At 47.6% G+C, this 12,883-nt stretch carries 12 protein-coding genes; 10 read left to right on the top strand and 2 right to left on the bottom strand.

Features of this window, described 5'->3' with window-relative positions:
- Positions 1 to 65 precede the first annotated feature (65 nt).
- The 10 genes from LDX50_RS05450 to LDX50_RS05405 all read left to right on the top strand — a co-directional run bounded on the left by LDX50_RS05450 (position 66) and on the right by LDX50_RS05405 (position 11,763).
- A complete protein-coding gene (locus LDX50_RS05450) occupies positions 66 to 521 on the top strand; it encodes a (2Fe-2S)-binding protein (protein ID WP_225697395.1) in 456 nt (151 codons plus the stop codon).
- 4 nt (positions 522 to 525) lie between these two features.
- On the top strand, positions 526 to 2,649 hold the full coding sequence (locus tag LDX50_RS05445; RefSeq protein ID WP_225697394.1) for a xanthine dehydrogenase family protein molybdopterin-binding subunit: 2,124 nt from the start codon (positions 526 to 528) through the stop codon (positions 2,647 to 2,649).
- A 95-nt stretch (positions 2,650 to 2,744) separates the two neighbouring features.
- Positions 2,745 to 3,581, top strand: a complete 837-nt coding sequence (locus tag LDX50_RS05440) for an EboA domain-containing protein (protein ID WP_225697393.1) — start codon at positions 2,745 to 2,747, stop codon at positions 3,579 to 3,581.
- On the top strand, positions 3,578 to 4,483 hold the full coding sequence (locus LDX50_RS05435; protein ID WP_225697392.1) for a TatD family hydrolase: 906 nt from the start codon (positions 3,578 to 3,580) through the stop codon (positions 4,481 to 4,483). Before LDX50_RS05440 ends, LDX50_RS05435 begins: the two co-directional genes overlap by 4 nt.
- A gap of 7 nt (positions 4,484 to 4,490) precedes the next feature.
- On the top strand, positions 4,491 to 5,372 hold the full coding sequence (gene eboC / locus LDX50_RS05430; protein ID WP_225697391.1) for a UbiA-like protein EboC: 882 nt from the start codon (positions 4,491 to 4,493) through the stop codon (positions 5,370 to 5,372).
- 8 nt (positions 5,373 to 5,380) lie between these two features.
- Positions 5,381 to 6,517, top strand: coding sequence for a 3-dehydroquinate synthase (locus LDX50_RS05425; RefSeq protein ID WP_225697390.1), 1,137 nt, complete (start codon positions 5,381 to 5,383; stop codon positions 6,515 to 6,517).
- Between the two features lies 1 nt (position 6,518).
- Positions 6,519 to 7,685 (top strand): metabolite traffic protein EboE, encoded by a 1,167-nt coding sequence (eboE, locus tag LDX50_RS05420; protein WP_225697389.1) that lies wholly within the window; start codon positions 6,519 to 6,521, stop codon positions 7,683 to 7,685.
- A 1-nt stretch (position 7,686) separates the two neighbouring features.
- Positions 7,687 to 9,051, top strand: a complete 1,365-nt coding sequence (locus LDX50_RS05415) for an alkaline phosphatase family protein (RefSeq protein WP_225697388.1) — start codon at positions 7,687 to 7,689, stop codon at positions 9,049 to 9,051.
- 57 nt (positions 9,052 to 9,108) lie between these two features.
- On the top strand, positions 9,109 to 10,731 hold the full coding sequence (locus LDX50_RS05410; protein ID WP_225697387.1) for a hypothetical protein: 1,623 nt from the start codon (positions 9,109 to 9,111) through the stop codon (positions 10,729 to 10,731).
- A gap of 18 nt (positions 10,732 to 10,749) precedes the next feature.
- Positions 10,750 to 11,763, top strand: a complete 1,014-nt coding sequence (locus LDX50_RS05405; protein ID WP_225697386.1) for a threonine aldolase family protein — start codon at positions 10,750 to 10,752, stop codon at positions 11,761 to 11,763.
- Here the strand turns inward: LDX50_RS05405 and LDX50_RS05400 are convergent, their stop codons facing one another.
- Both LDX50_RS05400 and LDX50_RS05395 read right to left on the bottom strand, forming a co-directional pair.
- A complete protein-coding gene (locus LDX50_RS05400) occupies positions 11,764 to 11,946 on the bottom strand; it encodes a PLDc N-terminal domain-containing protein (RefSeq protein WP_225697385.1) in 183 nt (60 codons plus the stop codon).
- Positions 11,946 to 12,824 (bottom strand): DMT family transporter, encoded by an 879-nt coding sequence (locus LDX50_RS05395; protein WP_225697384.1) that lies wholly within the window; start codon positions 12,822 to 12,824, stop codon positions 11,946 to 11,948. Before LDX50_RS05395 ends, LDX50_RS05400 begins: the two co-directional genes overlap by 1 nt.
- Positions 12,825 to 12,883: the final 59 nt, after the last annotated feature.

Here is a 12,883-nt window from a genome sequence, read left to right as displayed (position 1 = left end):
CCTGCTACCCATTGTTTTAACGCCTGTAAATCTGTAAATTAAACAGCCACTAAACTTTCCCAGAAATGCCAGAAATAAAGTTGACTATCAATGGCAGCTCAGCAGTCTATGATCTGGATTCAGATATGCCATTGCTTTGGGCGATTCGTGATTTTGCCGGGTTAACCGGTACCAAGTTCAGTTGCGGAATCGGCCAGTGCGGAGCCTGTACCGTATTTATGAACGGGGAACCCGTTCGTTCCTGCCTGATTCCGGTTTCCGCCGCTGCCGACAAGGATATCGTAACAATTGAAGGGATCTCAAAAGAAAATGATCACCGTGTGCAACAAGCCTGGATTCAGGAACAGGTGCCCCAATGCGGTTATTGCCAGTCGGGACAGATCATGAATGCTATCGCACTGCTGGATAAAAATCCGAATCCTTCCGATGAAGAAATAGAAACACAGATGCGACCAATACTATGCCGTTGCGGCACCTATCCGAGGATAAAGAATGCGATCAAACGAGCCTCAAAATCTTAACATCATGGAATCTCTTTCACGCCGTACATTTCTTAAACAATCATCCCTCACAGGCCTCTTCTTCGTCCTGGGATCAACTGCCGAAAATGGGCTGATGGCATCACTTATACAGGATCCCGGCTCGGTTAACCTTAATCAATTCATCGCGATCAGCAGCGATAATAAAATTGTCCTCTTTAATCACCGACCTGAAATGGGCCAGGGAACGTATCAGTCGATACCCATGATCCTGGCAGAGGAACTTGAAGTGGATATTCATTCGGTGGAAATCCGGCAGTCCGAAGCCGACTCCGATCTCTATGGCAGCCAGATGGTGGTTGGCAGCCGCAGCATTCAGACCGAATATGATACGTTACGGATTATGGGCGCATCAGCTCGTGAGATGCTGAAGTCGGCCGCTGCCAAACGCTTCAATACCAATTCCGATTCCTGTAAGGCAGAAAACGGAAAGATATTCGGGCCGGGCGGTAAATCGTTAACCTATGGTGAACTGATCGCAGATGCTGCTAAAATTACTCCTCCAAAAAATCCTCCGCTCAAAGACCCCGCAGATTTTAAAATTATTGGTCAGCCCATTTCCCGACAGGACATCCCGGGGAAAGTAAACGGACAGGCACAGTACGGTCTGGATGTGAATGTACCGGGTATGCTGTATGCAAGCGTAGAGCGATCGCCTGTATTCCTGGGAAAGGTAATGGGCTTCAATGATTCCGAAGTATTGAAAGTACCGGGCGTACGTCATGTGATACCAACTTCCAGGAATGTTTACGGACAAACGCGCGAGGGTGTGGCAGTGCTGGCAGACAATTACTGGGCGGCACTGAAAGGAAGGAAAGTGCTGAAGGTAGAGTGGGATAACCAGGGACTGGACACTATTTCAGGAGCGGATATTGTTGCTGATTCGTATGAATCTGCTGAAGGCAATGGGGATGAGCTGTTTGGGCGTGGCAATACAGCAGAGATTTTCAGGAATTCTGATCAAATCATCGAAGCATCCTACGAAACCCCGTACCAGGCGCATGTTCCGATGGAACCCATGAACGCGACGGTTCACATTCAGGCGGATCGCGCCGAATTCTGGGGCTCAACCCAAAATCCGAACGGTGTCAAGTCGTTCATCGCACAGACCTATGGCATTGATCCGGCAAAGGTAAAGATCAATTACACCTTTATGGGAGGTGGGTTTGGTCGCAGGTCTATGACCGATGTGGTGGAAGAAGCTGCAGATCTCTCGAAAAAATCCGGCAAACCTGTTAAGGTTATCTGGACACGGGAGGACGATCAGACTCAGGGTCCGTTCAGGGCATGCAGTGTGAATATTTGTAAAGCAGTCATGGAGCCGGGAGGAAAGATACTGGCATTCGAGCACAAGGTAATTGCCCAGGAAATCAGAAATCAGACAGGGAAAGATATGACGGCCGGAAGGCAGCTTATGGGAGGAATCAATACCGAATACACCATTCCAAACTTTTCTGTGAAGGGGGTTCTGAAAAAACGCCATATTCCTATATCCTACTGGCGGGCAGTCTATCACTCAACAAATCCGTTTGCTCATGAATGTTTTATTGATGAGCTGTCAAGAGTTGCAGGCAAGGATCCCCTAACCTTTCGGCTTGAGATGCTTAATCATCCCAGGTATCGCAGAGTGTTGGAAGAGATAGGTAAAAGGACCGACTGGTTTGGGCAGCCAGAACCGGGAATTGGCCGTGGACTGGCAACGGTGGAACGATCGGGTGCCTATTTTGCCATGATCACGAAAGTGACGAAACGGGATGGGAAGATCATCCCGATAAAGATAACTACCGTACTGGATCTTGGCGTATGTATAAACCCGGATACTGTAAAAGCACAAACAGAGGGATCTGTTATCATGGGATTGGGCGCATTTTATAATGGATTGACCATTAAAAACGGTGCGGTCGAAGAGAATAATTTTCATACATATCCACTGCCAAGGATCGATCAGATACCGGAGATCGAAACCCATATCCTGTCAAGCAATGCCTCACCGGATGGGGCAGGTGAGTCTGGTCTTCCGACCTTAGCTCCGTCGCTGGCTAATGCTATTTTTGATCTTACGGGAAACCGAATACGTAAACTACCCATTCAATATGGTGCAGGTGCGTAGTTTACCGTTTACATAATCCACAGTGTTAATACGGATTTCATCTTTGTGAACGGAGATACCTTCGTTATCTTTGATCACAATCAAGAACTCCCGGTATGGATGCGCGCGAATTCTTTTCACATGTTGCTTCGGAAAACCTCACAGAATTTTCATGGCTGGAAAAACAGCTGAATAATGAATTCAATAAGGCCGATTTCTACCTGTCCTTTAATCTGGTTCACCGGAAGATACAGCAGCGTCCTGTCGCCTACAGTGATGATCAACTGGCTCAATGGTCCACCATCTATCCCGGCCTTCAGCCTGAATGGTGGGACAGTCAGGCCTTAGCCCGCCTGGCGCTCATTTTGAATATTCCCACAGGTGAGCAGGTCGCAGTGCTTGACAATTTATTTTCTACAGGGGATATCGGTGAACTGGAAGTTTTATACCGGTCGCTATACCTGTTGCCCGATGCTGGAAGATTTACGAAACGCGGTGCCGAGGGAATCAGAACAAATATGACCCGGGTTTATGATGCGATTGCACTTGATAATCCGTTTCCTGCAGAATACTTTAATGACGGCCAGTGGAATCAAATGGTATTGAAGGCCATTTTTATGCAAAGGCCGCTATACCGCATACAGGGTCTTGACAACCGGGTGAATGAGGAACTTCGGAGAATCGCACAGGATTTTGCACATGAGCGATGGGCCGCAGGCCGGAAGGTAACTCCTGAACTATGGCGCCTGGCGAAAGGTTATATGGATGACGGAGTGATTGAAGATTTGAAAAAGGTGCTGGCAAGTTCAGATCCCCTGGAACAGGCAGCCGGAATACTGGCGCTGGGTGATTGCGACCGGGATGATTGCCGGGAACTGCTGGTAGGGCACTCACTGAAAAATATGCCTGAAAACTGGAATGAATTAGGATACTTAATATTAAAGAACGCATGAATTATATAGATCCGCATATTCATATGACATCGCGCACGACCGATGATTATGAAGCAATGAGGAAAGCGGGAATAGTTGCCATTATTGAACCGGCATTCTGGCTGGGGCAACCGCGCACGGAAGTAGGATCTTTCAAGGACTATTTCAGCAGCCTGGTGGGATGGGAGCAGTTCAGGGCCTCGCAATTCGGGATCCGTCATTACTGCACGATTGGATTGAATTCGAAGGAGGCCAATAATGTAGCTCTTGCAGAGCAGGTCATGGAGATTCTTCCGCTTTTCGTACTCAAGGAAAATGTAGTTGCAGTTGGAGAAATTGGATATGATGATCAAACCCCTGAAGAGGACCGTTTTTTTCGTGAACAGCTGGAACTGGCAAAAAAAGTGGATCTCCCGGTGATGGTTCATACACCTCATCGTGACAAGAAGCGGGGAACGATCCGAAGCATGGAAGTGATTCTTGAACACGGCATCGATCCATCGATGGTGGTCATCGATCACAACAACGAAGAAACGGTACAGGATGTGCTGGATCGTGGATTTTGGGCCGGCTTTACCATTTATCCCAAGACAAAGATGGGGAATGAACGAATGGTTAAGATTGTTGAACAGTACGGTTCTGAACGAATCATTGTAGACAGTTCTGCCGACTGGGGTGTAAGCGACCCGCTGGCAGTACCGAAGACGGCGAATCTGATGAAGATCCGCGGGATCGCCGAGGAAGATATTTATAAGACCTGTTACAGGAATGCGCTTGATATATATGGAAAAAGCGGTAATATGAAAGAGTCTGACTGGGCATCTGGTTTTGAAATCGATCAGTCGAAACTGTTCGACGGAAACAGTGTACTTCGCGGACAGCAACCTGCCCAAACTGATTCCAAAAACATCATCGAAAACTAGGAAGCACTTGTTTCGGTCAATCCGTCCTTACCTGGTTCTGATCCGGCCTGCCAATGTGGTCACTTCTGTTGCTGATGTGCTGGCCGGACTGGCCCTGGCGTCGTCAATATCAGAAATCGACGTTACGCCAGCATTACTTTTGCTTCTGGCAACCGCCTGTCTCTACGCGGGTGGTATTGTCTTTAATGACTATTTCGACCGGTACATTGATGCAGAAGAACGACCGGAAAGACCAATCCCGTCAGGAAAAATTTCAGGTGCCGCGGCTGTTTCCTTCGGTTTAGCACTGTTTATCATCGCACTTCTCTCGGCCCTGGCGGTGGGGAGTCAATCATTCGGATTAGCGTTCATCATAATTGCGGCTGCCTTACTGTATGACCGATGGATGAAACATAATGCATTTATGGGCCCATTCTTCATGGGTATTGCCCGAAGTGCAAATCTGCTGTTGGGTATGAGTATACTTGAATCTGCCCTTTTTGAATATGCCTGGCTTGGCATCATTCCATTGGTCTTTATTTTCTCAGTTACCCTCACAAGCAGGGAAGAAAACCGGGGTGAGAATCGCAGTGCAATTATCGTTGCTATGCTGCTGGATTTATCGGTCATTGGATTATTGGTATACAGCGCATTCACAAAAGCTGTTCATCCCTGGTATCCGTTAATTCTTGTTTCTTTGTGGGCATTTATGGTGCTTTCCACCAAGTTCAGAGCCTGGCGCATCAATACACCGGAAAACATTAAGAATGCGGTTAAAACGGGTGTGATGTCGCTGATCGTGCTGGATGCTTCCTATGCCCTGCTGGCTGGAAAAATCGACTTCGCAGTTGTTATATTGTTTTTACTGCCCGTTTCGGTAGTTTTAGCCCGTAAATTTGCGGTAACCTGAAAAATATAGTGAAGGAAATATTTATTAAGCAGCGCTTTGAAGTACCGTTCAGGTACAACGTTTATTTCAAGCGTGATCTGTTTGAAGAGTCGAATGACTTTCTCAGAAAGCTGTTGGAAAGTGAAGGGGCATCCCGCCTCGCGGTTGTCATTGATGGCGGTCTGGCGCAGGCACAACCTGATCTGAGATCCAGAATAGATCGATATTTCAAGGGCAGTTTTACCGCAGCATGCATTGAAGTGCAGGGTGGTGAGGCAGTGAAGAATTCATGGGAGGGTGTTGAAGCAGTATTGAAGCTCGTGAACGAACAGCATATCGACCGTCATTCGTATGTGATTGCCATTGGTGGAGGAGCTGTACTGGACATGGCTGGTTTCGCAGCAGCGATTGCCCACAGAGGGGTACGGCATATCAGAATTCCAACGACCGTTCTATCTCAGAATGATTCCGGTGTAGGCGTGAAAAACGGAATCAATTACTTTGGAAAGAAGAATTTCATCGGAACATTCGCTCCGCCAAATGTTGTGATTAACGATGTGACCTTCCTGGAAACATTGAATGACCGCGACTGGCGATCTGGAATTTCAGAAGCAATCAAGGTATCCTTGCTGAAGGATCCGGATTTCTTCGAATGGATTGAAGAAAATGTGCATGCGCTGAATGCACGAAATGCGGATGTGATGGAGGAACTGATCTACCGGTGTGCAGAGCTTCATGTCGAGCATATTTCTGGTCAGGGAGATCCCTTTGAATCGGGTTCATCAAGACCGCTTGACTTCGGGCACTGGGCAGCGCACAAGCTTGAACACGTGACCGATTATACTGTGCGTCATGGTGAGGCCGTGGCTATGGGGATTGCGCTCGATGTTTGCTATGCCGGTGAGATCGGGATGCTTTCACAAGCCCTTACCGACCGTATTGTTCGGTTGATCTCATCACTGGGCTTTGCTGTTTATCATACTGATCTTGGCGATGAGAACGGCATGAATCCTGAGATTATGCACGGACTTGTTGAATTCCAGGAACACCTTGGAGGAGTGTTAACGATCACTTTAATTGAAGACGTTGGAAAGGCGGTTGACGTTCACGAAGTTGACCACGATGCATATGATCGATCCATAAAGAAACTCAAGAACCGGAGCTGAAATGAAAATCAAGGGGTCCCATCTGAGTTACTGTACAAATATTCATCCCGGAGAATCCTGGGATGAAACCTTTCATGCGCTGAAAACTCATGTGCCCTCTGTGCGGGATCAGACTACCCATGAACAATTCGGAATCGGGCTTCGGCTTTCTGCACAGGCCGCTGATGAATTGTTGATGAATGATCATTTATCGGATTTTTCGGAATGGCTGAGAAAGGAAAATCTTTATGTATTCACGATGAACGGGTTTCCCTATGGAAGCTTTCATAACAGCCGCGTGAAGGAAGATGTGCATAAGCCTGACTGGTTCACTCGGGAACGCATAGCATATACCATACAGCTTGCCGAAATCCTGAGTCAACTGTTGCCCGAGGGCATGGACGGAGGAATTTCAACCTCACCCATTTCATATCGATTTTGGCATGAGAATTATGAAGATGCACTAAGGGCATCGGTAAAGCCGCTGGTCGACGTGTTGGTCAGGCTGCATGAAATCGAGAATGAAACCGGCAAATACATTCATATCGATATGGAGCCGGAGCCCGATGGAATGATGGAGACAACCGATGAATTCGTTCATTTCTTCAATGACATCTTGCTTCCCGACGGGGCTGAAGAAATAAAAAAGAGGGGCTACACAAATGCGGAAACGATCATCCGGCGACATTTCACACTTTGCTATGATGTATGCCACTTCGCAGTAGAATTTGAAGACGGGGTTTCGGTGATTGAAAGGATGCAGTCGGAGGGTATCGTCATCGGTAAAATGCAGATCAGCGCTGCCCTCAAGGGAAATTTATCCGGTGATGGAGATATATACTATGCGTTGGCTGATTTTGACGAACCTACCTACCTGCATCAGGCGGTTGGACGAGCCGGTGAGCTGATTATCCGATACCGCGATCTCAATAAGCTGCTGATTGCCCGACCTGCACTGGAGGAGGTACGAACGCATTTTCATGTTCCGGTATTTCTTTCAAACTATGGTCTGCTGGAATCTACGCAGGATGAAATCATCCGCGTGCTTAAAAAATGGAAAGACGAACCTTTTACCAATCACCTGGAGATTGAAACCTATACCTGGAACGTGTTGCCGGAGGATATGCAGGTGGAGATTGACGGGTCCATAGCCCGGGAGATGGAGTGGGTGATAAATCAGATTCAATAAAATGAAAAAAACGGTCGTCATAAATGCTGTGGGACTGTCGGGAAGAATCCTGGGTGAAAATACGCCGTTTCTGAATGAATGGAGCCGCGGGCGAACAACAGGATTCATCGAAACCGTATTGCCCGCAGTGACCTGTTCGGTACAGTCCACCTATCTTACAGGGGAGTATCCCCAGAAACACGGCATTGTTGGAAATGGCTGGTATTTTAAGGACGAGTGTGAGGTGAAACTGTGGAGGCAATCCAATAAGCTTGTACAGGCGCCAAAGATCTGGGATGAGGCCCGCGAGAAGGATCCGTCATTTACGGTGGCCAATATGTTCTGGTGGTATAACATGTACTCGACGGCTGATTATTCGGTTACACCCAGGCCCCAATACCTTGCAGACGGAAGGAAACAGTCCGACTGCTATTCACACCCGGCATCCCTGCGCGATGAGCTTCAGTCCAGGCTCGGAACATTTCCCCTTTTTCACTTTTGGGGCCCTACTGCATCCATTAAATCCAGCAAGTGGATCGCGGAAGCCACCAAATACGTTGTGGAGGAGAAGGATCCGGATCTTACACTAGTCTATCTTCCGCACCTTGATTATTGTCTGCAAAAATTCGGAAATAGTGATCAGAGATCATTCAGGGAAATCAGGGAACTGGATAGCTTGCTTTCAGATTTTATACCCTGGCTGGAATCTAAAGGCAGGTCTGTTCAGATTATTTCAGAATATGGAATTACCAATGTATCAAGGCCGGTTGATGTGAACCGTGTTTTGCGTAAAGCCGGATATATTTCGGTGCGCGAAGAACGCGGTACAGAATTGCTTGATGCCGGAGCCAGCAGGGCATTTGCACTGGCCGATCATCAGATTGCTCATGTTTACATTAAAGACCCCTCAGATCTCGGGGCGATTCGTACGATTCTTGAAGGTGTGGAGGGTGTTGAGCAGGTTCTTGATAAAAAGCAGCAATCTGCATTTCATCTTGATCATGATCGTTCCGGGGATCTTGTTATTGTTGCCGACAAGGACAGCTGGTTTACGTATTATTACTGGCTGGATGACAAGAAGGCACCTGATTTTGCAAGGACAGTAGATATCCATAAAAAGCCCGGATATGATCCGGCCGAGATGTTTATGGATCCTGAAAAGGCCCTGGTTATGCCACGGGTGCTTTTAAAAGTACTGGGTAAAAAAATCGGTTTCCGAACGCTGATGAATGTGATTCCCCTGAACCCGTCCATGATACGCGGGTCACATGGACGGATTCCTGAGGACAATCTGGATAAAGCAATATTTATCGGTGATATGACCAAAAGTGATTCCTTTGCGCCGGATCAGTTCAAAGACATTTTACTGAGCTACATGCGCAGCTGATTCCTGAATTGGGAATAGATTGAAATCTGAGTAAATTGACCTTAAATTTATCCTGAAATGAGAATACCCTGCCTGCTGCTATTTATTTGTATTTGCATCACTGCATGCAATAAACCGACACCTTCATCGGAAGAAGTGGATGGTCTTGGTGTATTGAGCGAACGTTTTGAGGGTAATTCCGAGGCACGTCCGCATTTTGACCGAGGAATGTTGCTGCTCCACAGCTTTGAATATGCAGATGCCCGGGAAGCCTTTTTGAAGGCACAGGAGGCCGATCCTGATATGGTAATGGCCGTCTGGGGTGAAGCGATGACTTACAACCACGGGTTATGGGGTGAGCAAGATTACGAGGCCGGTGTTGCTGCACTGCAAAAGCTGGGGAAAACTCCGGCTGAGCAATTGGGTAAGACGGACAGACCGCTTGAAGAAGGATTCATTGGCGCTATACAGGCATTGTACGCTCCGGAGAAACCCAAACAAGAACGTGACATGGAATACAGGGAGCATATGGAAATACTGAGTGAACGGTTTCCTGATAATGGGGAAGTTTCCGCATTTTATGCCCTGTCGATACTTGGCAGTGTTCCTGAAGGCCGTGATGATGAGCAGTATGAAATGGGGGCGAAGATTGTTAAGGGGATTCTTGCTGAAAATGCCCAACACCCGGGAGCGCTGCATTACCTGATTCATTCCTATGACGATCCTGATCATGCGTCAATGGCCCTTGAGGCCGCAGATCAATATGCCCGGGTTGCTCCGGAAGCATCACATGCGCTTCATATGCCTTCGCATATCTATGTCGCTATGGGCTTGTGGGAAAAAGTAGTTGCATCAAATGAGGATTCCTATCATGCCAGCCTCAGCCGAATGAAAAGAAAATCATTGAATAATGATGCCCGCGGATATCACGCGTATCATTGGCTGCAGTATGGATACCTGCAGCAGGGGCGTGTGGAAGAAGCAAGGAATATGCTTGGAAATATGTATGGCTATGCCGCCGAAACTCCCAGCACCCGTGCGAGACAACATGTCGTGTTTCTTCGGGGGACCTACCTGGCGGAAACAGACAATCCTTCTGACGAATTGTATGAACAGCCGCTTGACATCGGTGATCTGAATATTTCTGTCAGGTCGCAATACAATTTCCAGGATGGCTACCGGGCCTTTCTCAATAAGGATGCTGAAGGAGTTGCTGCTGCTGCCGAAAAAATCAGGGCAGATTATGAAAATGAAAAAGTATTAATCTCAACTTCAGAAATCACTGTTTGCTCGGGCCTCACCCGGGAAAATGCTTCAGAATATGATATCCGTCAAAGTCAGTTAATGGAGAATCAGCTTCATGCCCTTCATGCATGGCTTACAGGGGAAGAATCCGTTGAGGAGCGAATGAAGGCAATTGTGAAAACCGAGGTGTCTATGAGTTATAGCTACGGTCCGCCGCATATTCAAAAGCCCGGTCATGAAATCTATGCCGGGTGGCTGATGGAAAATGAGCGATATGAAGAGGCTCTTGCTATGTATGAAGCCGGCTTAAAGCGCGCTCCCCTCCGGGTGAAGTTCCTGATTGGCCGGATCGCGGCCGCACGTGCACTCGGACTGGAAGAAATTGTTACAGAAGGAGAGGCGACTGTGAATCAAATCAGGAAGGAAGCTGGGATCACCGAACTTCGTGAAAGTTAATTTTTCTAATATCACTGCATGATCGATTTAAGAAGCGATACGGTTACACGTCCTACTAAAGGAATGCTGGCCGCTATGTTTGAAGCAAAGGTTGGGGATGATGTCTTTGGAGAAGACCCCACCGTGAATGCACTGGAAGAACGTTGTGCCCGGATATTCGGGATGGAAAAGGCACTTTTCTGTCCGTCGGGAACTATGACCAACCAAATTGGGATCAATATTCTTTCTAATCCCTATGAGGAGGTTATTTGCTACAAGGGCTCTCACATTTACCTTTATGAAGGCGGCGGAATAGCCGGAAACAGTGGACTGTCGTTTCGTCTGATTGATGCCCCGCGGGGAATATTAACCGTACAGGACGTTCTTACATCGATCAACCCTGATGATGTGCATTACCCGAAGACCTCCATTGTTGCGCTTGAAAATACAGTAAACAAAGGGGGTGGGGCCTGCTACTCTATCAACCAGATCAGGGAAATCTCACTGGCAGCAAGAAGTCGCGGACTAAAAATGCACCTGGACGGAGCAAGGCTATTCAATGCGATCATTGCCAGGGGCGAAGATCCTGTGGAATACGGACAATATTTTGACACGATCTCATTGTGTTTGTCCAAAGGTCTTGGGGCCCCGGTAGGCTCTGTTCTCATCTCTTCGGAAGATTTGATTCGGAAAGCACGTCGGATGCGGAAAGTATTCGGGGGTGGAATGCGGCAGGCGGGATATCTCGCTGCGGCAGGGTTATATGCCCTTGATCATCATATTGACCGGCTGAAAGAAGATCATCAGAGGGCAATGCGTCTGGGTGAGAGCCTGAAAAATTACGGGTATATCAGGGAGGTGCTGCCAGTAGAAACCAATATAGTGATCTTTGAGATCCATGAAGATCTTGATCCGAAGAAGTACTTACAGGTGCTTACCGATCGCGGTGTACAGGCAGTTCACTTTGGCGGTCAGCTGATCAGGCTTGTTACGAGTCTGGAAATAAATGACGACGATATTGACCGGGCATTGAAGCAGTTGAAAGATTTCTGATCAGCGCTCGGTGTTGCTCTTATGAACTACGTAGTAAATAATTGCGGCGACGATGTTGAAAATCAACGCGAAAATTGTCCAGAGAATTTTATTGGTTTCTGAAAGCCTTTGATTTTTTGTCCATACATCGTAGATGACCCATACGGCGCAAATAATTCCTATCAGCCAGAGTAATTTTCCCATTATCTTTTCTGTTTACTCACTAAATATACGCCCATCATGATGATAGAAGCAAACAGGACTGTCTGGATTTCCAGGTGATCCTGACCGAGTGATAATGCCACAATTGTTGCAAAAACGGGCTGAAGATAAATGTAGATTCCAACGATAGACGAATTTACATACTGGAGGGCCCAGGCATTGAGCAGGTAAACGGTAAAAGTGGTAGCAAAAACCACGTAAGCAACACTCAGCCAGGCTGAGAGGGGAAGTGTTGACCAGGATACTTCAGCCAGTTGTGGTATCCCAAAAGGAACTGCAATCAGTGTGCCGTAGAGAAAAAGCCATTTCAATACGGTAAACGGACGGTACCTGTGGGTAAGCGGTTTCACCAGGATCAAATAGATGGCATATGAAGTGCCGTTCAGCAGAATCAGCAGATCGCCTGTGAAGGTGCCTTCGTCCAGGGAGATGCCATGGCGCGTGAGCAGGAGGACGGCACCGGTAAAGCCGACGATGGTTCCGATGACTTTCCGGCGCGTGAGAAATTCTCTTCCCAGCAGGGATGCAATCAGGATGACTGCGATGGGTGACATAGTCATCATGATGGACCCATGGATGGGAGTGGTGCGGCTAAGCCCTTCAAAAAACAGGAGTTGATTTAATGCGGCGCCAAAAAGCCCGCAGCGAAAAAGCAGCCAGTGGTCTTTTCGGGAGATCGCTTCCCTTGGCTGCAGAGAATCGATGGCCCAAAAGAGTATAGTGCCAGACAGAAGTCGGACCGAGATAAAAGCCAGCGGCTTGAGATATTCGGGAAGCGCGTACTTTGCAATGGTATAATTTGCCCCGTACAGTAACGTTACGAAAAGAAGAGCGAGGTGTACCCAGAGCATGCGCGACATGGTCAAAGCTATTTATTTTCGACGGATATCGTACCTTTGAATGAGTGAATTTTATTGTA

The organism is Fulvivirga sedimenti (assembly GCF_020328055.1).
The sequence above is the reverse complement of the archived record's forward strand: the minus strand, read 5'-3'. Positions and strand labels throughout refer to the sequence as shown.